Here is a 23355-nt window from a genome sequence, read left to right on the forward strand (position 1 = left end):
CTTGGCAAGGATGAACGCCGAGAACAAACGAGGCGTTCGAGGGGCCCGATGGCAGATACAGAGCAATCCCGGCGGCGGGTCCAGTCGATCGAGGTCGGGTTTCGCGTGCTGCGCGTGCTGCGCATGGCCGAAGGGCCGCTGCCGCTGCGCGAAATCGCCGCGCGCGCCGGCATGCCGCCCAGCAAGGTGCATCTCTACCTCGTCAGCTTCGTGCGCGAGAACATGGCGTTTCAGGATCCGCAGAACGGCCATTACGGCCTAGGCTCCTTCGCGATCCAGCTCGGCCTCGCTGCGGTCCGCCAGCTCGATGTCGTCTCGCTCGCGGCCGAGGCGCTGACCGACCTTCGCGACAAGACCGATTGCGCGGTCTATCTTTCGCTATGGGGCGACCGCGGCCCGTGCATCGTCGCCAAGGCGGACGGGACGCTCCAGGGCGCCTTCTCGTTGCGTCTCGGCTATATCCTGCCGCTCACGACCAGCGCTACGGGCCTCGTCTTCCTCGCACATCTGCCGAACTACGAAACCGATCGTGCCCTCGCCGCGCTCGCCGCCTATGAGGCCGAACGCAATCCGCGCACGCCCTCCGATCCCGAGATCGCGGAGAGTGTCGAACAGGTCCACAAGCTCGGTTACGCCTCCACCGTCGGCAACCTGAACCGCAACTTCGCCGGCATCGCCGCGCCGATCTTCGATTACAGCAACCAGATCGCCGCATCGCTGACCATCCTCGGCCCGAGCGAATATATGAGCCGCACGCGCCAGAAGGAATTCGTCAAGCTGCTGCTAAAGGCGACGCACAGCGTGTCCGAACGGATGGGCGCGTTCGGCACGCACGAAGACGCGTAGCGCTTACTCGGCCACGAAGTCGGGCGCTCGCACGCCCTGGTCTGCGGCGTCGAGCCGCAACCGAAGCGCTTCGGCCCGCTTCTCGGCGTCGAGCCACGATCGCTCATGGCCCCATAGGCTGGGCCCGTGAACGCATTCGAACGGCTCCCAGCGCGCCGGATCGATCGATCGACCGCCCCAGCCATATTCGACCATGAACCCCGATGGCGTGCGCGCATAGAAGGAAGTCATATGGTCGTTCGAATGACGCCCCAGCGTCACGGCGACCCGCTGCTCCTCCAATTGCGCCAGGTCATAACCCTGGCCGACATCGTCGAGCGACTGCAACTCGACCATCAGGTGGTGGAACCCGTCCACCCCGGTCTCGATCGCGGCGAAGCTGTGGTGCCGGCTGTTGAGGTGGAAGAAAGAGGCCCTGAACGGCCGCAGCGCATAGTCGCTCAGCCGAAAGCCGAGCAGGTCAGTGTAGAAGGGAAGCAGGGTATCCAGCGACCGTGCTGTCAGCACGACATGACCGAGTCCCAGTGCGCCGGTGCGAAACCCGCTGATCGCACGGCCAGCCCTGAAGGGCGCCGGGGCATCGATCGCCCCGTGAAAGAGTTCGACCCGATTGCCTGCCGGATCGTGGGTGACGATCAGCGCGGCGACCCGGCGCTGCTCAGCTTCCAGCGCACTCCCGGCCCGCACGTCGCATCCCGCATTGACGAGCCGCTTCGCCAGCGTCGCCAGCGCCTCCCCATCGGCGACCTCCCAGCCCATCGCGCTGACCCGGTCGGCACTTCCGCGCTCGACGAACAGGCGACCCGCGCGCGCATCGGTCCGCAATGAAAAGCCGTGTGCGTGCTGATCCGCGATCTGCATACCGAGCAATCGGGTGGCGAACTCCGCCCACGCTTCATCCGCGCGGGTCGCGACCACGATATAGCCAAGCGACCGAAGCAGCATGCGCGCAATTCCACAGGAACGAATCGCGCTCAATGATAACGAATAGAAGGCCGGGTGTCAGCTACAGGCGTTGTACGCCCGCGCGGCGATATTCGGGGGTCAATTCTTCGATGTCGTCGCCGTCTGCCGGCTCGTCGCCACCAAGGCTGAGCGAATCGAGCAGCCGCACGAGATAGCCGCGCAGCTCGGCCTGCTCCGCCGCGTCGAGCGGGCTCAGCAGCTGGCGCTCCAGAGCTCGGGTATCCTTCTGCAACTGCTTGAGCGTTGCGGCGCCGGTCTCGGTCAGTCGCACCTCGAGCAAGCGCTTGTTGGCTTCGCTTACCCGCCGTTCGATCAACTCCTTGGCCTCGAGCAATGCGATCTGCTTGATCATCGTCTGCGGCTTGACGTCGTACAGCCGCGCCAGCTCTGCGGAGGACATGTCGGGCCGGGTCGATAGCGTCGTGAGGATACGAAACTGCACCGCCGTCACGTCGAACGGACTGAGCACCGCCTCCAGCCGGACATAGGCCTTGTACTGCACCTGCTTGACCAGGTGGAGGATCGAATGTGCATTGACCCCGGATGCCGGGCGAACCGCTTTCCCCATACCACTTAGTGTCCGATCCCCAACCGCCTGTCCAGCACCCCGCTCGCGGGCGGGAAATCCGGCTCCTCAAGCTCATACCGAAACTGCTCTGGACGTGTGTATGATTCTAAGCCAAGCTTACATCAAATTCATCTTGTCGTTTGCATATATCAAATGGCATATGATATTCACTATCGAGACGGGCGGCGTTGCCAGCTGCTCCACGGGGAGAGGATTGAGATGGCGACGACCGGCCGAGCGATCGACGTGGACAGCTTCCTCGACGGGCTCAAGTTCAACCGCTTTCACCTCACCATCCTGATCCTCTGCACGGTCCTCACCGCGATCGACGGCTATGAACTCTATATCGTCGGATGGGTCCTGCCCGATCTGGCGCGCGATTTCGGTGTGTCGCGCACTGCGATCACGTCCGCGATGGTCGCGCAGCAAGTGGGGATGCTGGTCGGCGCCTTCGTCATCCCGCCCCTGGCCGACCGCATTGGCCGGCCCCGGTTGTTGTTCTTCTGCTATTCGGGCATGGCGCTCAGCGCCTGCGCAATCCTGTTCACCTCCTCGCTGGTGCCGTTCGCGATCTGCCGCTTCGTCGCGGGCTTTTGCGGCACGGCGATGATCCCGATCCTCGTCTCGCTGGCCTCGGAAACCGCGCCGCAGCGGCTGCGCTCGACGATGAGCACGATTACCGTCAGCGGCACGATGATCGGCGCGCTGCTCGGCGCGCTGATGCAGGGCTTCGTGCTGGAGCCGTTCGGCTGGCGCGGGGGCTTCTGGATCGCCGTGGCACTGCCCACGATCATGCTGCCCTTCATCTATTTCCTTCTCCCCGAATCGCTCCGCTCGCTCGCCGCGCGCAACCCCGGCGATCCGAAGATCCAGACGCTCGCGCGCCGCATGGACCCGACGCGCGACGAGCCGGTGCTGCTGGTCGCCCCGCCCAAGCCCGAACGCGCGGCGGGTGCCGTGCTGTTCGCCGACGTGCTGGGCCCGGATCAGCGAGTGAAAACCTTTCTGATGTGGGCGATTACCATCTCCAGCTTCGTGTTCATTACCGCGGGCGTGTGGAAGACGACGATCTTCAAGGACGTCGTCGGTCTCCCCTGGTCGCAGGTCGCACTCATTAACGGGGTCAACACCGTCGCCGGGTTCATCGGCATGCTGACGATCGGCTTCTTCATCGACCGGTTCGGGTTCAAGCGGGTAATGGGATCGACCTTTATCCTTGCGGCCGCGTTCTCGGTGCTGATCGGCCTGACCGCGCCGACGATCGGCATGTTCGTCGCGGTCGCGCTGATGGCGATGTTCCAGCATGGCGGACAGGCGAGCATCCCCGCGCTCGCGGCCGCGCTCTATCCGCCGCGCAGTCGCGCGACCGGCATCGGCTGGGCCTATGGCGCGGCGCGCGTCGCATCGATCTTCGCGCCGCTGTTCGGCGCGTTCGTGCTGGGCGAAGGGTTCGGGGCGATCACCATCTTTGCACTGCTCGGCGTTCCGCTGGCGTCGGCCGGCATCTTCACCTTTTGGCTGATGAGCCTCAAGGGCGCACCCAAGCCGGTGCGCGCCGGTCATGGCCACTGAGGGACAGGCGCCCGCGGTCGACGCGCACGCCCATGTCTTCACCCGCGCGATGCCGTTTGCGGCGGACGCGCATTCGCGGCCCGATTACGATTATGGCGTCGATGCCTGGCTCGCCGATCTCGACCGGTACGGCATCGCGCATGGCGTGATCGCGGCGGCGAGCCTGTTCGACGACGGCAATGCCTATACGCTTGCCGCGCTTGCCGCGGACCCGCGCCGCCTGCGCGGAACGGTGATCGTCCCGCCCGAAACGGATGCCGAGACATTGCGCGCGATGGCCGATCTCGGTGTTGTCGGCGTACGTCTCGCCTGGCGTCGCGTGGACGAGCTCCCCGATCTGAAGAGCGATCCTTGGCGCGGCTTCCTGCGCCGCATCGCTGACAGCGGACTGCATGTCGAACTGCTCAGCCGCAGCGTCAGCCTGCCGCACCTGCTTCCCGCGCTCGACGCGACTGGGGTCGATCTCGTCATCGACCATTTCGGGGTGCCCGCGCGCGACCCCATGGAGCGGCATGCGGCCACCGACGCGCTGTGCCGCGCGATCGACCGCGGGCGCACTTGGGTCAAGCTGTCGGCCGGGTTTCGCATGCCGTTCGAGATCGCAGCCGAAGTCACCGGCCGCCTGCTCGCCCATGCCGGCGCACAGCGCCTGCTATGGGGCAGCGACGCGCCCTTCGTGAACCACGAGGGCGATACGCGCTTCGCCGACACGATCGTTCTGTACCGCCGGCTCGTTCCAGATCCCGCCATGCGGGCCGCGATCGATCGGACCGCACTCGCCCTGTTCTTCGATAAGGAAAGCTCCGCATGACCCGCCCGATGACACGCCGCGAGCGCGCCGCCGCCACCGCCGAACTCGAAATGGGGCTCGCCGATTTCTGGCACGACGTCGACACCAACTGGGGCCGCAACGCGGGCGACTATTATGCGCCCGAAGGTGTCTACAGCTCGGGCCGGCTCAATCTCGAGGGCCGTCAAGCGATCCAGGGCTTCTACAGCTGGCGCGAGGATCGCGGCGAGCGCGTGGCGGTCCATGCCTACAGCAATTTCCGCGCGGAGTTCGACGATCAGGGCGGCGCCGTTGCCAACTGGTACATGCTGCTCTGGGCCGCCGACGGCGCCGCGCCGCAGGAAAGCACCGCGCCCACCCGCATCAGCCGCGCCACCGAAACCTTCCGCTGGGACGAGGGCGAACAGCGCTGGCTGTGCACCCGCCGCGAACTGGTCAACCTGTTCAAGGGCGGGGCACAGCTGAACTTCAGCGGCTGATCGGGCGAGCCACGATTCAATTCGCGCGACGAAAAAGGGGCATCCGACGGACGCCCCTTCCCCCTTTTTGCGGTGACGTAGGTCAGAAGCGCACGCGGGCGCCGATCATGAAATTGCGTCCGACCTTGTCGTAATATTGTCCGTTCGTCGGGAAGTTGAGGATCGTGTAGGGGGTCGGCGGCGGATCCTTGTCGAGCAGGTTGTTGATCGCCCAGAACATCTCGTACTGCCGGTTCTCGCCCACGAAGATCTTTCCGAACAGGTTGAGATAGGCCACCGCCGGGACATCGTTATCGTTGATCGTGTTGGTCGGCAGCGTGTTGTACGTCACGTCCTGCTTGCCGGCGCTGATGAAGATCGTCTGCAGCGTCAGTTCCCAGGCGCGCGTGCCGATCGTCTGCGACAGGTTGCCGCGGAAGCGCGGGATCGAGCCCAGGTTCGACCAGCCATTCTCGCCCGCGCGATCAACCACGGCATTGGCGGCGCCGGTGCCCGAATCGACGATCGCGCTGAGGATGTAGGTCCCGCTCGCCGACATCGAATAGCGGCCGCCATCGCCCAGGAAATCGGCGCTGGTGCCGTAGTTCAGCGTGACGTCGATCCCTTCCTGTTCGAACGCGCCGACGTTCAGCGATCCTGCGACCAGCCCCGTATGGATGCGGTCGTTGGGATCGGGGGTCGACGTGTCGGGTCCATAGGTGAACAGGCTGCAGAAATAGGCGTCGCCATTGCTGCACAGATTGGCGATGTTCACCGTCGACAGGTTGGTGATCGCGTCCTTGATCTTGATATTGTAATAGTCGACCGAGATGCCGAAGCCGCGCAGCGCGCCGGTTCCGCGATAGGCGATCCCGGCGGTCAGCGTGTCGCCATATTCGGGCCCGACATCGGGATTGCCCTGGCTGGTGTTCTGCGGAATGTTTGCCGCCTTGGTCACGCCGTCGACCACCAGCGACACGCTGTTGCGCACATTGCTGCCCGGGCTGAACAATTCGTTGATCGCGGGCGCGCGGATGTCGCGCGACCGTGCGACGCGGACGTTCAGCCCCTCGACCGGTTCCCAGGTACCCCCGACCTTCCACGCCTGCTGCCCGCCGACCGTGCTGTAATCGGCGTAGCGGAACGCGCCGTTGAGGCTGAGACTGTGGAGGAAGGGCATGTCCTTGGCCAGCGGGGCGGTCGCCTCGATATAGCCCTCCTTGACGCTGAACTCGCCGCTATAGGGGACGGCGTTACCGGCGGTCAGGAACCCGTTGGCCGACCCTACCTCATCTGCCGTCAACGATGATGTTTCGCGGCGATATTCCCCGCCGAACGCGACCACGACTGGCCCTGCCCAGGTCGAGAAGGGTTCGCCGACGATGTTGGCGGCGGCCGTGAACTGGTCGTATTTCACCTTCGACCACGCCTGCCCGGTGATATAGTCGCGCGCCGCCGTGCTCGCATTGCCTTCGCCGAACAGGTTGAGCGGCTGGCAGCCTGCTGCCGCGGCATTGCCCTGCAGGACCGCTCGACATACCGGCGCGCCCGTCACCGGGTCGGCCACCGCATCGATCGCAAATGCCAGATTCGCCGACACCGGGTTATTGTACGTGATCGACGAATAGTTGTTCACGCCATAGGACGCGTGCACGTCCCATTTCCAGCCGCCCCCCAGCCGGCCTTCGAGGCCGATCGTGCCGTGCGGGGTCTCGTTGGTGATCTCGTAGTAGTTCTTGCCGAGATCATAGGCGATGCGGCTGATGTTGAACGACTGCGTCGTCGCCGGCAGCAGCGCGCGCACCGCGGTCGGGATGAACACGTTGTCGCGCCGAATCGCCTGGCTGGCGAGGCGGATCGCGATGCCGTCGAGGAAGCCGACCGAGCGCGAGAAGCCGCCCTCGATATAGCCGGTCACCGAGTCCGAAAAATCGAAGTACACGCTGCCATAGGTAGTGAAGCGGCGCACGTCGGGCATCTGCGCGACGCCCTTGATGATCGACTGACCCTCGCCGCCGATCATCACCTGCCCACCGAAAATCTCCCCCTTGTCGAACGGGCGGATCGACCCGTCGGGGTTGAAGGTCATGTTGGTCAGGCCGGGGATATTGCTGATGATCACCCCGCCCGCGCCCAGGCTGTTGTGCACATTGGGCGAAAGGATCAGCGCTGGCTGCCCGAAGCCGGGCGTGCCCGGCACGGTGCGCTGGGAGTTGCTGACGATCATATATTCGTCGCGACCCCAGTCGCGGCTGTAAATGTCACCCATCCCTTCATTGTTCGAATAATCGGCGCTGATCACGACATTGCCGCGGCCATCGGCAAAGCTGGTCCCTGCGATCGCGCCGATGCGCTGCGTGGCATAGTCCCCGCGCTGCGAGATACCGGCCTGGCCGGTGACTTCGACGCCGCTGAACTTTTTCTTCATGATGATGTTGACGACGCCCGACACGGCATCGGATCCGTACAGCGCCGATGCGCCGCCGGTCACCACTTCGACCCGCTCGATCATATTGGTCGGAAACAGGTTGAGGTCGGTCGTGGTCGGCACGCCCAGGTTGCTGGCCGGAGCGAACGGAACGACGCGCGACTGGTTGACGAGCACCAGCGTCCGCTGTCCGCCGAGCGCGCGCAGGTCTGCGGTCGCCTGCGCCGGGCTGGAGGTATTGGTCGCGTTCGCGCCGGGCGAGCGGGTCGCCTTGAACGCCGGGTTCTGGTTGAGCACTTCCATGACGGTGGTTACCGCCTGCCGCTCGAGCACCTCGACCCCCACCACCTGCGTCGGGGTCGGCGCCTGAAGTCCATTGGTCGCGGTGCGCGATGCGGTGATGATCACCTCGTCCGCGGGCCGCGCGGCGGTCTCGGTCTCGGCCTCCGGCGCGGCGGGCGCTTCCTGCGCCGTTGCCGCCTGCGCGGCGATGGCAGTTGCGGTCAGTGCCGTCGACGCCAGCATCCGATGCAGCCACGACGCGGTACGACGATCGATTGAGCCTGTCATGTTGGCCTCCCCTCTCCCAGCGGATGGGGCCGGCTTTGCGCCGCTCTCCCACCGGTTTGTTTCGTCTGGTCCGCCGATTGCGCCGTTCCTGTAGACGATTCGTCGACAGGGACGCGACCGGCAACGATTATTCTAAATTAACGAACGCCGATTGTTTATGACAGATAAGCCAGGCTGACAACCCACAATATCACAATGCCGAACGGTATTCGCTTTGATACAATCAGCTAGCGTTGGCGCGCCTCCGCCAGGACCGCCGGATCGATCAGGGTCGCCAGCGCCGCGCGAGACCGGGATGCGCGACCATCCTGTACGGCGAGCCAGCGCTCCTCAGCCTCCAGCATATCGAGCAGGTCGCCCGGAAGCGCAGCAGTGAAGGCAAGCGTCGGCCACGCCTGCGCCACCTCTTCGTCGGTGAAGCCGCCGGTCGCGGCGACCAGTTCGCGCGCCGGCCCTGCATCGCGCGCGATCGCCTCCGACGCGTCGATGATCGCGCGCACGAAGGCGACGATGCGCCCGCGCCTGACCGGATCGGCGAGATTGGCGGCGGTGGTGTTGAGGTTGAACAGCTCCCGATAGACGCCGTCGCCCGGAAACTCGATGCGGTCGTCGCCCAATGCGCGGGCGGCGTTGCCGGCATGTGGCTCCCAGATCGCGACCGCGTCGACCTCGCGCCGCGCGAGCGCATCGGCCATCCCCTCGATCGGCGAGATGCGGACCGGCACGATATCGGCAAAGTCGAGCTTCGCCTGCGCGAGCATCCGCGCGAGAAAGAACCCCGCCGAGGTATTGGCGAGCGTCGCGATCCGCTTGCCCTTGAGATCCGCCAGGCTGGCAATCCCCGCGGAGCGGCGCGCGATGATGCGATAGCGCCCCTCGGTCACCGTCAGGATGATGCGGAGTTCGGGATTGGCGACCGAGTAGCGCAACGCCTGAGTCTCCGCATGCGTCGCGACATCGGCGGGTCCCTCGTCCCCCAGTCCTGCCACCCGCGCCGCGCCGACCAGATTGCCGATGCCGCCGTTCCGCACTTCCGCGCCCGCGGGATAATGGTCGCGTGCGGCAAGCAGCACTGGCGCGATCTCCAGTGTCGCCGTGCTGCCACGCACCGCGAGCGGCCCGGGGCGTGTGCCCCGGCGCGCGCAGCCACCCAGCCATAGCGCGGGCAGCCCGAGCAATGCGGCGACCGCGTCCCGCCTATTCGCCATCCCGTCCTCCCCTATTTGTCAGCCAGGGTAATACACCGCCCGCTTGCGCCACGCCCGCCAATATGAGGGGGCGACATCGCGGCGGTCCGGTCCGGCTAGAGCGTGTCGCGGACCAGTGCAGCCCCCGCCACCATCGCCTCCATCTTCGCATAGGCGATGTCGCGTGACACATATTTGAAGCCGCAATCCGGGGCGACGATGATCTTTTCGGCCGGCACCTCGGTCATCGCGCGACGGATGCGCGCGGCGACCGTTTCTGGCGTCTCGACTGCAGGGTCGTTGAGGTCGATCGTGCCGACCATGATGTACTTGTTGCGCAGAGGGCGCAGTTCGGCGGGATCGAGATTGGGCTGGGCGGTCTCGACCGAAATCTGGTCGACCCGCGTCCCGGCGAGCTCGCCCAGATAGTCATAGCCGTGCGGCCGATCGCCATGGATGATTGCCGCATAGCCGAAGCACAGGTGCAGCGCGGTCACGCCGTCGACGTTGCGCAGCGCGCGATCGATCGCGGCGGGGCCATAGGCGCGCGCCTTGTCGGGCCGCGCCTGCAGATAGGGTTCGTCGATCTGGACGATATCCGCGCCGGCCGCGAACAGGTCGCGAATCTCGTCATTGACCGCCGCGGCATAGTCGAGTGCGAGTTCCTCCTCGCTCTCGTAGAAATCATTCTGCGCCTGCTGGGTCATTGTGAACGGGCCCGGCACGGTGATCTTGATCTTGCGATCGGTATGGCGGCGCAGAAATTCCACGTCGCGCACTTGCACGGCATGCTTGCGCCTGATCTTGCCGGTGATGCGCGGCACCGGATTGGGATGGCCGCTGCGATCGAGCGCGGTTCCGGGATTGTCCAGATCCACTCCCTCGAGCGCGGTGGCGAAGCGGTTCGAATAGCTTTCGCGCCGCATCTCGCCATCGGTGACGATGTCGATCCCCGCGCGCTCCTGCATATGGATCGCGACGATGGTCGCGTCGTCCTGCGCCTCGTCCAGAAACTCCGCCGCCGGGCGCCACAGTTCGCGCGCGCGCACCCGCGGTGGAAAGCGCCCGGCCAGCCGCGCGCGATCGATCAGCCATTCGGGCATCGCATAGGAACCCACCAACGTGGTGGGGAGCAGCTTGTCCATCGTCGTCCTCTCCCGAGCAGACCTGCGCCCGCCACACTTACACAAATACGAATGCTTTTAGATAATGACGAATATAAGCGATGCTGGGAAGGCACATTCGGCTCCAGTCGCATACCGGCCTGTTATCAAAGTCCAGCCGATAAAGAATTGGACTGTTCGTCATAAGCGAACACAATATGATAAATACAAAAGATAATGCGATGGAGGGGACTGATGGCAATCGATTCGATCCTGCAGCACAGCATGCTGCGTTCGGCGCGGGCAAAGGATCCGCTGGCGACGTTGTCGCGCCGTGCCCGCGCGCGGGCTCGTCCGCTTCACGCAACCGCCCTGGTCGCGCTGCTCGCCGGAATGCCAGCGCTGCTCGTTCCCGGTCTCGCACACGCGCAGGAGGCTGCGCCCGTCCCGGAGGAATCCGCACCGGCCCAGCAGTCCCCCGAAGATGTGGAAGCAATTACCGTCACCGGCACGCGCATCAGCGGCTTCACCGCCCCCACGCCCCTGACCACGCTGCGCAGCGAGGATATCGAGCTCAAGGCGGCGAGTACCGTCGCCGACCTGCTCGACGACGTGCCCCAGCTGCGCGTGAACCAGAATATCGGCAAGTCGAGCGAGCCGATCGGCGCTTCCAACGCCGATCTGCGTGGCCTCGGCAGCCAGCGCACGCTGGTGCTGATCGATGGCCGCCGCGTGGCCTTCACCGACCCAGCCGGCACGATCGACACCAATATCATTCCGGTTTCGCTGATCAGCACCGCCGAGATCGTCACCGGCGGCGCGTCGGCTGCCTATGGCTCGGACGCGGTCGCGGGCGTCGTCAACTTCGTGCTCGACAAGAACCTCCAGGGGCTCAAGCTCGACGTCTCCTATGGCCAGACGATCTATGACGACCATCGCCGCCCATCGGTCAGTGCCGCCTATGGGACCAAGCTCCTCGACGACCGGCTACAGCTGACCTTCGCGGGCGACTATCTGCGCAACAGCGGCCAGACCTCGCAGGCGGCGCGCCCCTGGGGCGACAATCAGACCGCTCTGCTCACCAACCCGGCCTACACCCCGACCAATGGCCAGCCGCGCCTGATCATCTCCGATAACGCCCGCTTCACACAGATGACCGCCGGCGGCGTCATTACCCGCACCAACAGCAACCCGAATGCCACCGGCCCATCGCTCGCGCAGCGGCTCGGGTTCGCACCGGGCAGCGGCGTGCAGTTCGATGCCAACGGCAACCCGATCCCCTTTACCTACGGGACCAATATCGGCGGCACCTTCATGACCGGCGGCGACGGCGCACAGGTCACCGACGACGGCAATATCATGCCGCAGATCGAACGCATCACCGGCTATGGCGGGCTCCGCTTCGACCTGAGCGACAGCGTCACCTTCTTCACCGACTTCCTGTATTCGCGCGTCGATACGCTGTCCGACCTCACGCCCAATCCGGACAATGGCGGCATCACCATCCGCAGCGACAATGCGTATCTCGCGACGTCGGTGCGCAACGCGATGACCGCGGCGGGCATCACCAGCTTCACCATGGGTCGGATGAACTATGAGGACGGCTATTCGCTGTTCGACAGCCGCACCGAAAGCCGCCGCTTCACCTTCGGGGTCGAGGGACGGTTCGGCAACGGCTGGACCTGGGACGTGTCGGGGCAGATCAGCCGCAACGATTATGAGCAGCTGAGCTACAACAACCGCATCAACGCCCGCTGGTTCCTGGGCCTGGACAGCGTGATCAACCCGGCGACCAACCAGCCGATCTGCCGTGCGCTGCTCAACAATCCCAATCCGACCGCGGCGCAGGATCCCTATGGCGATATCCGCTCCTGCGTGCCGATCGACCCGTTCGGCGCGGGGGCGGTCAGCGATGCCGCGCTCGCTTATTATCGCGGCACATCGGTCACCCGCGCGAGTCAGCATCAGGACGTGTTCGCCGCGAACCTGTCGGGCAGCCCCTTCGCCACGTGGGCGGGCGAGGTGAAGATCGCGGTCGGCGCCGAATATCGCCGGGAAAAGACCACGCTGACCTCCGACCCCGATTCATCGGCGCGGCGCTGGCGGTCGGTCAATTCCCAGCCGTTCAGCGGCGAGTTCGACGTCAAGGAAGGCTATGCCGAGATCGTCGTCCCATTGGCGAAGGACGCGCCCTTCGCCGACAATCTCGATATCAACGGCGCGATCCGCTATACCGACTACGAACTGAGCGGCGGCGTCACGACGTGGAAGGTCGGCGCCAATTATTCGCCGATCCCCGATGTCCGCTTTCGCGCAACGCTCTCCCGCGACATCCGCGCGCCGAACAACTGGGAGCTGTTCTCGCGCGGCAACCAGGTGATCAATGCGATCATCGATCCGCGCACCAACATCTCGCGCCAGACGGTTCAGATCACCAGCGGCAATCCCGCACTGGAGCCGGAGAAAGCCGATACCTTCACCGGCGGCGTGGTGTTCCAGCCCGGCTTCCTCCCCGGGTTCAGCGCTTCGGTCGATTATTACCGGATCAAGATCAACGGGGCGATCGCAACCGTGGCGCCACAGAACATCGTCAACTTCTGTGAGGAAGGGCGGACCGAATTCTGCGCGGGCGTGATCCGCGATCCGGTCACCGGCATCATCACCCAGGTCAATGTTACTCCGTTCAATGCGGATTCGCTCAAGACCAGCGGCGTCGATGTCGAACTGCAATATCGCTTCGATCTGGGTGGCGGGCGGCTCAGCCTGCGCGGCCTCGCCAACTATGTCGCCGAAATCTCGACCACGTCGAACGGCGTGACCAACGACTATGTCGGTCTTGCCGGCATTTCGCCGCCGCCGCAGGGACTGCCTGAATGGCGCGTCAATATCGACGCCAACTATTCGATCGGGGGGCTCCGGCTGGGCGCCAGCTATCGCTATGTCGACGGCGGCAAGTTCGATACGCGGTTCAACACCACCGTGCTCGACATCGCCGACAACACCGTTTCCGGACGCAGCTATGTCGATCTGTCGGCGGCGTACAAGCTGACCTCGGCGGTCGAGATTTACGGCCGGGTCGAAAACCTCTTCAACACCTACCCGCCGGTGACCCCCAACGGCATCACCCAGCCGACGATCGCCAACTCGCAATTCTTCGACCGGCGCGGCACCTTCTTCGTGGTCGGCGGTCGCCTGCGGCTCTGACCTACGTCACCTGCGTCGCGGCGTCGAAGCGATAATCCGCTCGAACGCCGCGACCTGCATGTCGGTATCGAGCACGCCGTCGAGCCCTTGCTCGACGGCGTAGCCATATCGGTCCCGTCCGCGCTCGACGATCGCCTCCTCCAGCACGTCTCCCCGTGCCCATAGCCTGTCGCGCTTGGCACGCGACAGGCGGCCCAGCGCCTTGAACATGCGAGCACAATGGAACCGCCGGCACGTCCAAGGTGCGCGGCCGTGAATCGCACAGCCGCTTTCGCGCAGATAGACGCAATGGCCTGTGCGCGGATCGCGCTTGAGCGCCGGAACGCGCTGGCCGGGATAGAGCGCGCTTTCGATATATTCGAGATCGTAAAAGGACAGATCGTCCCCGGCTTCCGGGCGCAGAATGACCTGGTCGGTCTTGCAGCATTCGGTGCAGCCGTCGCAGGGAATTGCGTTCTGGTCGGACACTTGGTCTTTCATTCTACTGCTCCGGTGTCGCGCGCATTCATGCCCGCCTGCTATCCGATCCCCTCACAATCGGCATTAGATTGTTCGCCATTGGCGAATATAGTTTGTTGATAGCTAATTTTATTGCGCACAAAAAGCGGTTCGACAAGAAATCGCGCGTTAGCGGCGAGAGCCGATCCAGGGGGAGGAACGATGACCAAGGCTCGCCGGAATTCGACTCGTCATGCCATAAGCGGCCTGACGTCCACCGCATCGCTCGCCGTTGCGCTCGCCTTTGCGGCTCCGGCAGTCGCGCAGGACGCCGCTATGCCGGAAGCCGCGGACGCGACCGAGGCGCCTGGCGAGATCACCATCACCGGCACGCGCATTTCCGGCTTCACCGCACCGACGCCGGTGACCACCGTCAGTGAGCTCGAGCTGCAGGACAAGGGCGTTCGTAACCTTGCCGACCTGATCTCCGATATCCCAGCGCTCAAGGCGAACCAGAACACGGGCACCTCCAGCCAGCCGATTGGCGCCAGCAATCTCGACCTGCGCGGACTTGGTCCGAATCGTACATTGCTGCTGGTCGACGGGCGCCGCTTCGCAGCCACCGACCCGTCGGGAGGCATCGATATCAACGTGATCCCGGTCGGGCTCATTCGGCGAATCGATATCGTCACGGGCGGCGCATCTGCCGCCTACGGGTCCGACGCGGTATCGGGGGTCGTCAACATCGTCCTCGACAACCGCTTCGAAGGGTTCAAGGGCGATGTCCAGTACGGCGTGTCGACCTATGGCGATGTCGAGACCCCCGGCGCTTCGCTCACCGCAGGGCGCGCCTTTGCCGACGGACGGCTGCACGTCGTCGCCTCCGCCGATTATTTCCGCAACAGCGGCCAACTCGCGCAGGACAGCCGCCCCTGGGCGCGGGGCGACTATGCCGTGCTCACCAACCCCGCCTATCCCGGCACGCCCGGCGCACCCCGCCAGCTGATCCTGCCCAATGCGCGCTTTTCGCAGATGACGTTCGGCGGCGTCACGGCACGCAACAGCCACCCGTCGCTGCGCGGCATCCAGTTCGGACCCGGGGGCACCGTGCTTCCGTTCAATTACGGCACGACCGTCGGCAACGTGTACATGTCCGGCGGCGACGGCGCCTCGCTCGCGGCGACGTCCAACATCCTCCCGGTGCTCGAACGCATCTCCGGCTATGGCCGCATCACCTTCGATGTCAGCGACGCGATCAGCATCTATGCCGACGCGCTGGTATCGCGCGCCGACATCTTCTCCGACGGCACGACGGCGACCGATAATGGCAATCTCGTCATTCGCCGCGACAATGCCTTCCTGCCCTCCACGATCCGCGACATCCTGATCGCCAACAATCTCACCCAGTTCAGCATCGGCCGCGTCGCCGGCGAGGACGGCGCGTTCACCAACAGCGTCGACAACACCGTGCAGCGCTACGGCTTCGGCGTCGACGGCAAGATCGGCGCGAACTGGAAGTGGAATGCCTTCGTCCAGCTCAGCCGCAACGACTATTATCGCGAGGACGGCAACAACCGCGACGAGGACCGCTTCTTTCTCGGGATCGACAGCGTCATCAACCCGGCGACCGGGCAACCGATCTGTCGCGCGTTGCTGAACAATCCCAACCCCACTGCCGCGCAGGACCCCTATGGGAACATCCGCGAATGCATCCCGGTCAATCCCTTCGGCGCGGGATCGATCAGCCAGGCGGCGCTCGATTACTATAAGGGCACCGCGGTGCTGATGGCTCGCCAGCGGCAGGATGTCTATGCGGTCAGCCTGGAAGGATCGGTCTTCGATACCTGGGCGGGTACGGTCTCGCTGGCGGTGGGCGCCGAATATCGCTCCGAAACGGTGCGCGCCGATGTCGACGAGGTTTCGGTGCGCCGTCGCTGGAAGACCGTCAACCCGCAACCGCTGAGTGGCGAACTCGACGTCAAGGAAGCCTTCGCCGAGGCGGTGGTGCCGCTGCTGCGCGACTCCGCGATCGGCAGGCACCTCGACATCAACGGGGCTGTCCGCGTCACCGACTATTCGACGAGCGGCAGCGTGACGACGTGGAAGGTCGGCGCGAACTACACGCCGTTCGACGACCTGCGGCTGCGCGCCACCTATTCGCGAGACATCCGCGCGGCGAACATCAACGAGCTGTTCTCCGGCCAGTCGCAATTCTTCAACAACATCACGAACCCCGATACAAACCTCGTCCGCAACACGCTGCAATTGACCGGCGGCAATCCTGACCTGTCGCCGGAACGGGCGAAAGCCTTCACGGCCGGCGCGGTGTATCAACCCTCCTGGGCGCCGGGCCTGCGGCTCGCGGTCGACTATTATTCGATCGATATCGACAATGCGATCGCATCGCTGACCGGACAGCAGATCGTCGATGGCTGCCTGATCCGCAATCAGACTGATCTGTGCGCCGCGATCACGTTCAACGGCAATGTTATCGAAGCGGTCGAGGCCACTCTTATCAACGCCGCAGGCGCCAGAAGCAGCGGCGTGGATGTCGAAGCCAGCTATACCATGCCCCTCGGCGCCGGTCGGCTGGAGACCCGCGCGCTGGTCAATTATGTCGCCGAACTGTCGACCACCGTAAACGGTGTCACCGTGGACTATGCGGGCCAGACCGGCAGCACCGGCACGATCGGCCCGGCGGGCGGCATCCCCGAATGGCGCGGGATCCTTTCCACCACCTATCGCGACGATCGCGCATCTGTCGGTGTCGCCCTCCGCTATGTCGGCGGCGGCATCCTCAACGTCAGCTTCGTCGAGGGGGTGGATATCGACGACAATGACGTGCCGGCGCGCGCCTATGTCGACCTCAACGCGTCCTATCGTATCACGCCGGGCGTCCAGCTTTTCGGCAGCATCGACAATCTGCTCAACCAGAAGCCGCCGCTCACGCCGAACGCGATCACCGCGCCGAGCTATGCCTCGTCGGTGTTCTACGATCGCGTCGGTCGGTTCATGACCGTGGGGGCTCGCTTCAGCTTCTGATCCCGGCCTCGACCAGAAGGGAGCGGTCGATCAGACGCTCCAGTTCCGGGCGGGTGCGCGGCGTGCGCCCGTCCTGAGCCGCCAGCCAACGCTCCTCTGCGACCATCGTGTCGAGCAGAGCGGGTGCCAGCGTCGCCGGAAAGCGATGGTGCGGCCAGCCCGCGGCCACCAAGTCCTCGGGAAACCCGCCGCTGGCGGCGACCAACGGCCATATTTCGGCCGGGCGCTCAGCACTGATCCGGCATGCGTGGGCGAGCGCGCGCATGTACCGCACCAGCGCCGCGCGCCGCGCTGGATCGGCCAGGACGGCAGTCGTGGTGTTGAGATTGTAGAACTCGCGATACACATCGGGGTCGGCAAAGGTGACGGCGTCCTCACCCAGCACGCGCACCGCCCGTTCGCTCTCCGGCTCCCAGATCGCGATCGCATCGACCCGCTGCTCGACCATCGCCTTCGCCATGTCCTGCGGCCGCAGTGGAATGCGGACGATGTCGGCGTCACCCAGTCCGGCCTGCTCGAGCATGCGGTGCAGGAAGAAGGCGGCGGAGGTCCGCTCGAAAATGCCCACGCGCCGACCTGCCAAATCGGCGATACGGGCAATTCCGGCGGACCGCCGTGCGACGATCCGGTAGATGCCCTCGGTCACCGTCATGACGATACGCAGCTCGGGATTGGCAACCGAAAGGCGCAGGAGCTGCGTCTCGGCTTGCCCGGCCGCATCCGCACGGCCGGGGAAGCGGTCGATCGCTCCCGCGACCGGTCCGGCGATCAGGTTGGGAACACCGCCGCCGGATACGATTATCCGGTTCGCTCCCAGCGCTTTGGATGCGTGAAGGATCGGACCGACTTCGAACACGTCCGGGCGTGCCGCGATCCGCAGCACTGCGTTTGCGGCGCCGCGGGATGTTCGGCCATGCGGCACGCATCCCGCGGCTAGCGCCCCCACGCCCGCCAGCGATGCGCGAGTGACCGATCTGCGCGTCCACATGCGGGGTCGCATGCCCACACCTGCCTCCATCACCCTTTATCACGTCCTGCCATGTTCATAGCACACGCTGTTCGACAATGTCGAACGAATGGGCGTGCGGCCTGAGCTTCGCTCCGGCTCGCCCAATGGGCAAACGTCGCATGATTTTTTGCTAGCGACGGGCCACATCTCTCTGAAAATCCTAGTTGGATTCACACAGACAATTATTTGAAAATTACGCTGTGCGGCCCGTATAAGCCACAAACCACGATTCGAGTTTGTGAATCGCTCGGTCAGCGCGCGTTTCGATCATTATTTCAATCCCGCAATTTTCTGGAGAGCGATTATGGAACCATTTGTTGGTCAGATCATGATGTTCGGCGGCAATTTCGCCCCGCGCGGCTGGGCGTTCTGCAACGGGCAGTTGCTGAGCATTCAGTCGAATACCGCGCTGTTCGCGATCCTCGGTACGACCTATGGGGGTAACGGCCAGACCACGTTCGGTCTCCCAAATCTTCAGGGACGCGTGCCGATGCATGCCGGAACGGGGCCGGGCCTCCCGCCGGTCGCACTGGGCCAGATGGCCGGATCGCCGACGCACACGCTCACGGTGGCCGAAATGCCCTCCCACAATCATACCATGCACGGTGAGTTGGCTCCTGCGGACAAGCCGACGCCGCAAGGCAACATGCTCGGCCTCACGCCGAACACACCGATCTACACCGCGCCCGTTCCCGCCCAGGATCGGACGTTCGCAGCAACCTCGATCGGTATGGCCGGCGGCAACCAGCCTTTCGATCTGCACAGCCCCTATCTCGCGGTGAACTTCATCATCGCGCTGGTCGGCATCTTCCCCTCGCGGAACTGATCCATGCGGACCGCCCGGTCGATCGCGGCCGGGCGGTATCGCCGGGGAAACCACCCGCTCGCGACACCACCGGGCGGCGGAGAGCGATTTCGCCGATATGGCAAGTCGGCGCACCCGGCATGAAAGCTATCGGCACGCAGATCATTGGGAAATCGAAGTGCGCGCTGCCGCTCGGCGGTTCGTGCGCCCAAGGCCATCTGGACTGACGGGTCGCCGGTCCAGCAGGCGATCGAATGACCATGCGCCCCCGCCACGACACATCAATGGCAGCAGGATCGCTGCCCAGCTGAGATGAGTCGGCCACGCATCGGGATAGACGAAGATCTGGATCGTCAGTGTCATCATGAACAGCGCGAGCGCGGAGACGCGCGTCGCCAGCCCGATGACGAGCAGGATCGGAAAGAGATGCTCCGCCCAGGTCGCCGCCACCGCCGCGATCTCGGGCGGGATCAGCGGCAGCACATATTCGGTGCGGAACAGCGCATAGGTGCCCTCGGTGATCGTCAGCCAGCCCTCGACCTTGGTCCGGGCGGACATGAAGAACACCCCCGCGATGCCGAGGCGCGCGATGAGCAGCAGGAACGCATCGGGGATCAGCGCCGAGGCGCCGTCGGCGATACGGCGACAGGTCGCGGCGATGGCAAGCATGATCGTCTCCAGAAGGGGAGCCGGAGCGCGGGCGACACGCTCCGGCACCGGGTTTAGGCCTTGGGGGTCAGCGAGCCATAGCCCTTGGGGGTCTTGATGCTCGTGCAGGTGCCGGCCTTGACCAGCTTCCAGGCATTGCCCTGATAATCGACCTTCGACGTGCCCGCGCAGCTTGTGCCCGCACCCGCCTTGCAGTCATTCTTGCCGGCAAGGCTGACGCCGTAGCATTTTTCCATCGGGGTCTCGGCCGAGGCGGCGGTGGAGAACGCCGTGCCCGCTGCGGCGAGCGCGAGGGTGGCGGCCAGTGTGGCATGAGTCGAACGCATGGGTCTTCCTTCGATTGCTGCGCCCTCTGCGCGCGGCTCCGCCAAGGGGGAGGCGGAGCCGCGCGGTGTCCCGGGGGAGAGGGCTGACGCCGGGTCACGCTGCCAGTTCGGCGCGGCCGCCCGAACGGTTACAGACAAAAACATGCGACCCTGCGTGCAGATGCTGTAACCATCTTCGCTCTCGCGACGAACCATCCTCCAGGGAGCGCGAATGCGAGCGAGCGAGGAAGAATTGCGCAGATTGATGATCGGTGGGCTCGACGGCAACGCCGTCGACCACGCCGCCTTGCTGCGCCTGCTGGCGCCGTTGCTCCGCGCCTTTTGCCGGCGCCGCTGCGGCGAGGACGATGTCGAGGATCTGGTGCAGGAAACGCTGATCGCGGTGCACACCCGCCGCGGCACCTATGACCGCGACCGGCCCTTTACGGCATGGCTGTTCTCGATCGCGCGCTACAAGATGATCGACCATTTCCGCCGCACCCGGCGGTATCGGCCGATCGAGGGACTGGAAGAGATTTTGATCGCCGAAGGATTCGAGGAGTCGTCGATCGCGCGCATGGATGTCGAGGATCTGCTCGAGACGCTGCCGCCCAAACAGGCGCGGATGATCCGCGCGACGCGGATCGAGGGCATGAGCATGGCGGAGGCTGCGAACGCGGACGGGATCAGCGAATCCGACGCGAAGGTTTCGGTCCATCGCGGGCTGAAGACATTGATGACGAAAATTCAGGGAGGCCGGCGATGAATACCGACGACCTCATCAACAGCCTCTCCGCCGATGTGGCGCCGGTACGGCGCGGCACGGTCGGTCGGCGGATCGCGCTCGGGCTCGCCGTGGGTGCCCTGATTTCAGGCGCCTGGGTCGTGCTGCGCTTCGGCGTGCGCCCCGATCTGGGCGTGGCGATGCAGGGCTTCCCGTTCTGGATGAAATGGGCCTACACGATCTCGCTGTCGCTGGCGGCGCTGTTCATGACCGCGCAGCTGGCGCGGCCGGACTCGCAAAGACTGCGCGGGCTGTGGCTGATCGCGATCCCCGCGGTGCTGCTCGCAGCGGTCGGCGCGACCGAGCTGATCCGCACGCCCCAGACCGAATGGCTGGCGATGTGGCTGGGACATAGCTGGCAACAATGCCCGTGGCGGGTGCTCGGCCTTGCGATGCCGATCTTCGCCGGGCTGCTCTGGTCGTTCCGGCGGCTGGCGCCCACCCGGTTGCGGGCGGCGGGCGCAGCGGCGGGGCTGGCGGCGGGGGCGTTCGCGGCGACGGTCTATTGCCTCCATTGTCCCGAGGTTTCGGCGATCTTCGTGCTGACCTGGTATTCGCTCGGCATCCTGCTCGCGACGGCGCTCGGCGCGCTGATCGGGCCGCGGCTGCTGCGCTGGTAATTTTTCACCGCGTGTAACCGGCGCGGCGGGCGGAGCGAACTGGGGGAGCCATTCAGGCTCATACCCAAACGGAGTTTCCCCACATGACCATCCTCAGCACCGGCGTCAGCTTCGCCTCCGCCGCCGCCGTCATCGCGATGAGCACCGCCACGCCGACCTATGCCGCTCCCGCCAAATCGACCGGCGCCAAGGTCCATTGCTATGGCGTCAACACGTGCAAGGGCACGTCGGACTGCAAGACCGCGTCGAACGACTGCCGGGGCCTGAATGACTGCAAGGGCACGGGCTTCAAGGAAATGACCGTCCGCGCCTGCAAGGCAGCCGGCGGCAGCACGACCGAGCCGAAGTGAGCCGCTCCGGCCCGGCCGCATCCGATAGCGGCCGGGCCGGACATCGATAAGGACCCAGCGATGACCGGCACCATCCGCAGCTTTGGCCTCGGCCTGCGCAAGCCGCATTATGCCGATGTCCTCGAAACCCGCATCGCGGTCGACTTCCTCGAGGTGATCTCGGAGAATTTCATGGTCGATGGCGGCCGACCGCGCCAGATTTTGCGCGACGTCCGCGATCGCTATCCGGTGGCGCTGCACGGCGTGTCGATGTCGCTCGGCTCGGCCGACGGGCTCGACGGCGCCTATCTCGCCCGGCTGCGCGCACTGGTCGATGAAATCGACCCGCTGTTCGTGTCGGATCATCTCAGCTGGTCGCGGATCGAGGGGTTCAATTCGCACGACCTGCTGCCCCTGCCCTACACGCAGGAGGCACTCGATCTGGTCTGTGCAAACATCGCGCGCGCGCAGGATGTGCTCGGCCGCACGATGCTGATCGAGAACCCTTCGACCTATATCGACTTTGCCGGTGCCGACATGACCGAGTGGCAGTTCATCGCCGCGATGTGCGAACGGACCGGCTGCGGGCTGCTGCTCGACGTCAATAACGTGTTCGTAAGCGCCGCCAATCACGGCTTCGATCCGCGCGCTTATCTCGATGGCATCCCCGCCAACCGTGTCCGCCAGATCCATCTCGCCGGGCATAGCCAGGGCGCCGAGCTGCTCATCGACACGCATGACCAGCCCGTGCCGGCATCGGTCTGGAACCTGTACGCGCACATCCTTCCCCGACTGGGCCCGGTGGCGACGATGATCGAACGCGACGACGCGATCCCGCCGCTGCACGAACTGCTCGCAGAACTGGCCACCGCGCGGGCGATCGGCGAACGGACACTCATGGCTGCGGCATGACTTTGCTCGCAATGCAGCGCGATATGCGCGCCTGGCTCACCGCCGAAAGCGAAACCGCCGCCGCGAACCTGGGCGCGGACGCCGCCCCCGGCCTGCGCATCCATCTCAACAATTACCGTGCGCAGTTGATCGCGTGCCTCGCGGAAAGCTTCGAACGCACGCGCGACTGGATCGGCGGGGCGGCGTTCGAAGCGGCGGCGGCGACGCATATCGATCGCGTGCCCCCCAGCGCCTGGACGCTCGACGCCTATCCGCGCGATTTCCCCGCGACCCTCTCCGATCTTTATCCCGCCGATCCCGAAGTTGCGGAACTGGCCTGGCTTGAATGCGCGCTGGGCGAGGCCTTTGTCGCGCCCGATGCAGCCACGATCACGCCCGCCGACATCACCGCCGTTGACTGGGACAGCGCCGTCCTGTCCTTCACCCCGACGCTCGACCTCGGCGCGCTGACCAGCAATGCGCCGGCGATCTGGTCGGCGCTGAGCGAAGGCGCAGTGCCCCCTGCTGCCGAATGCCTGACGGAGCCGGGCGCGCTGCTGGTCTGGCGACAGGGACAGCTATCCCGCTTCCGCGCGATCGATCAGCTCGAGATGCAGGCCCTGCTCCACGCGCGCGGCGGAATGGCGTTCGCCGGGCTGTGCGAGCAGTTGGTGCTGGCACTCGGCGAAGCCGAAGGGGTCGCGCGCGCCGGAGCGTATCTTGGAACATGGATCGCGGACGGGCTGATTGCGGACGCATCGGATTGATCGC

General features: G+C 65.2%; 21 protein-coding genes. 12 read left to right on the forward strand and 9 right to left on the reverse strand.

Annotated elements, in window-relative coordinates:
• Nucleotides 1-48: 48 nt before the first annotated feature.
• Nucleotides 49-846 (forward strand): IclR family transcriptional regulator, encoded by a 798-nt coding sequence (locus ABS767_RS01490; RefSeq protein ID WP_408076590.1) that lies wholly within the window; start codon nt 49-51, stop codon nt 844-846.
• 3 nt (nt 847-849) lie between these two features.
• Here ABS767_RS01490 and ABS767_RS01495 read toward each other — a convergent pair whose 3' ends face one another.
• Both ABS767_RS01495 and ABS767_RS01500 read right to left on the reverse strand, forming a co-directional pair.
• The gene (locus ABS767_RS01495; RefSeq protein ID WP_408076591.1) at nt 850-1791 is read right to left on the reverse strand and encodes a VOC family protein; all 942 of its coding nucleotides are present in this window, start codon (nt 1789-1791) and stop codon (nt 850-852) included.
• A gap of 61 nt (nt 1792-1852) precedes the next feature.
• Complete coding sequence (locus ABS767_RS01500) at nt 1853-2380, reverse strand: MarR family winged helix-turn-helix transcriptional regulator (RefSeq protein WP_408076592.1); 528 nt, start codon at nt 2378-2380, stop codon at nt 1853-1855.
• A 219-nt stretch (nt 2381-2599) separates the two neighbouring features.
• Between ABS767_RS01500 and ABS767_RS01505 the strand changes: the two genes are divergently transcribed.
• From ABS767_RS01505 to ABS767_RS01515, 3 genes are read left to right on the forward strand one after another with little or no spacing between them, the layout of a single operon-like run.
• Nucleotides 2600-3952, forward strand: coding sequence for an MFS transporter (locus tag ABS767_RS01505; RefSeq protein WP_408076593.1), 1353 nt, complete (start codon nt 2600-2602; stop codon nt 3950-3952).
• The gene (locus tag ABS767_RS01510; protein WP_408076594.1) at nt 3942-4763 is read left to right on the forward strand and encodes an amidohydrolase family protein; all 822 of its coding nucleotides are present in this window, start codon (nt 3942-3944) and stop codon (nt 4761-4763) included. Before ABS767_RS01505 ends, ABS767_RS01510 begins: the two co-directional genes overlap by 11 nt.
• The gene (locus ABS767_RS01515) at nt 4760-5221 is read left to right on the forward strand and encodes a hypothetical protein (protein WP_408076595.1); all 462 of its coding nucleotides are present in this window, start codon (nt 4760-4762) and stop codon (nt 5219-5221) included. The genes ABS767_RS01510 and ABS767_RS01515 overlap by 4 nt, the downstream gene beginning before the upstream one ends.
• An 82-nt stretch (nt 5222-5303) precedes the next feature.
• Here the strand turns inward: ABS767_RS01515 and ABS767_RS01520 are convergent, their stop codons facing one another.
• The 3 genes from ABS767_RS01520 to ABS767_RS01530 all read right to left on the reverse strand — a co-directional run bounded on the left by ABS767_RS01520 (nt 5304) and on the right by ABS767_RS01530 (nt 10530).
• Entirely contained in the window at nt 5304-8198 is a 2895-nt protein-coding gene (locus tag ABS767_RS01520) for a TonB-dependent receptor plug domain-containing protein (protein WP_408076596.1), read from the reverse strand.
• 227 nt (nt 8199-8425) lie between these two features.
• Nucleotides 8426-9406 (reverse strand): ABC transporter substrate-binding protein, encoded by a 981-nt coding sequence (locus tag ABS767_RS01525; RefSeq protein WP_408076597.1) that lies wholly within the window; start codon nt 9404-9406, stop codon nt 8426-8428.
• Nucleotides 9407-9501: 95 nt separating this feature from the next.
• Nucleotides 9502-10530, reverse strand: a complete 1029-nt coding sequence (locus ABS767_RS01530; RefSeq protein WP_408076598.1) for a 5-methyltetrahydropteroyltriglutamate--homocysteine methyltransferase — start codon at nt 10528-10530, stop codon at nt 9502-9504.
• A gap of 213 nt (nt 10531-10743) precedes the next feature.
• Here ABS767_RS01530 and ABS767_RS01535 point away from each other — a divergent pair, with 213 nt between their 5' ends.
• Nucleotides 10744-13692, forward strand: a complete 2949-nt coding sequence (locus ABS767_RS01535) for a TonB-dependent receptor (RefSeq protein ID WP_408076599.1) — start codon at nt 10744-10746, stop codon at nt 13690-13692.
• A 6-nt stretch (nt 13693-13698) separates the two neighbouring features.
• On the opposite strand, the gene ABS767_RS01540 is transcribed toward ABS767_RS01535, so the two are convergent.
• Nucleotides 13699-14172, reverse strand: coding sequence for a YkgJ family cysteine cluster protein (locus ABS767_RS01540; RefSeq protein ID WP_408076600.1), 474 nt, complete (start codon nt 14170-14172; stop codon nt 13699-13701).
• 180 nt (nt 14173-14352) lie between these two features.
• Between ABS767_RS01540 and ABS767_RS01545 the strand changes: the two genes are divergently transcribed.
• Nucleotides 14353-17172 carry a TonB-dependent receptor gene (locus ABS767_RS01545; protein ID WP_408076601.1) on the forward strand — a complete coding sequence of 940 codons (2820 nt, stop codon included), beginning with the start codon at nt 14353-14355 and terminating at the stop codon, nt 17170-17172.
• On the opposite strand, the gene ABS767_RS01550 is transcribed toward ABS767_RS01545, so the two are convergent.
• Nucleotides 17162-18055, reverse strand: a complete 894-nt coding sequence (locus ABS767_RS01550) for an ABC transporter substrate-binding protein (protein WP_408076602.1) — start codon at nt 18053-18055, stop codon at nt 17162-17164. The two genes, ABS767_RS01545 and ABS767_RS01550, sit on opposite strands and share 11 nt — an antisense overlap.
• A 430-nt stretch (nt 18056-18485) precedes the next feature.
• Here ABS767_RS01550 and ABS767_RS01555 point away from each other — a divergent pair, with 430 nt between their 5' ends.
• Entirely contained in the window at nt 18486-19007 is a 522-nt protein-coding gene (locus tag ABS767_RS01555) for a phage tail protein (protein WP_408076603.1), read from the forward strand.
• 141 nt (nt 19008-19148) lie between these two features.
• On the opposite strand, the gene ABS767_RS01560 is transcribed toward ABS767_RS01555, so the two are convergent.
• Both ABS767_RS01560 and ABS767_RS01565 read right to left on the reverse strand, forming a co-directional pair.
• A complete protein-coding gene (locus ABS767_RS01560; protein WP_408076604.1) occupies nt 19149-19655 on the reverse strand; it encodes a DoxX family protein in 507 nt (168 codons plus the stop codon).
• 53 nt (nt 19656-19708) lie between these two features.
• The gene (locus ABS767_RS01565) at nt 19709-19981 is read right to left on the reverse strand and encodes a BufA1 family periplasmic bufferin-type metallophore (RefSeq protein ID WP_408076605.1); all 273 of its coding nucleotides are present in this window, start codon (nt 19979-19981) and stop codon (nt 19709-19711) included.
• A gap of 211 nt (nt 19982-20192) precedes the next feature.
• Here ABS767_RS01565 and ABS767_RS01570 point away from each other — a divergent pair, with 211 nt between their 5' ends.
• The 5 genes from ABS767_RS01570 to ABS767_RS01590 all read left to right on the forward strand — a co-directional run bounded on the left by ABS767_RS01570 (nt 20193) and on the right by ABS767_RS01590 (nt 23351).
• Nucleotides 20193-20726: a sigma-70 family RNA polymerase sigma factor gene (locus tag ABS767_RS01570; protein ID WP_408076606.1), complete on the forward strand. Its 534-nt coding sequence runs from the start codon at nt 20193-20195 to the stop codon at nt 20724-20726.
• Entirely contained in the window at nt 20723-21364 is a 642-nt protein-coding gene (locus ABS767_RS01575) for a DUF1109 domain-containing protein (RefSeq protein ID WP_408076607.1), read from the forward strand. Before ABS767_RS01570 ends, ABS767_RS01575 begins: the two co-directional genes overlap by 4 nt.
• Before the next feature lie 83 nt (nt 21365-21447).
• Nucleotides 21448-21714, forward strand: coding sequence for a BufA2 family periplasmic bufferin-type metallophore (bufA2, locus tag ABS767_RS01580; protein WP_408076608.1), 267 nt, complete (start codon nt 21448-21450; stop codon nt 21712-21714).
• Between the two features lie 60 nt (nt 21715-21774).
• Nucleotides 21775-22605: an MNIO family bufferin maturase gene (gene bufB / locus ABS767_RS01585; RefSeq protein WP_408076609.1), complete on the forward strand. Its 831-nt coding sequence runs from the start codon at nt 21775-21777 to the stop codon at nt 22603-22605.
• Nucleotides 22602-23351: an HvfC/BufC family peptide modification chaperone gene (locus ABS767_RS01590; RefSeq protein WP_408076610.1), complete on the forward strand. Its 750-nt coding sequence runs from the start codon at nt 22602-22604 to the stop codon at nt 23349-23351. The genes bufB and ABS767_RS01590 overlap by 4 nt, the downstream gene beginning before the upstream one ends.
• The last annotated feature ends 4 nt before the right edge of the window (nt 23352-23355 follow it).

Origin of the sequence: Sphingomonas plantiphila, assembly GCF_046000505.1 — a bacterium.
Lineage (GTDB): Bacteria > Pseudomonadota > Alphaproteobacteria > Sphingomonadales > Sphingomonadaceae > Sphingomonas > Sphingomonas plantiphila.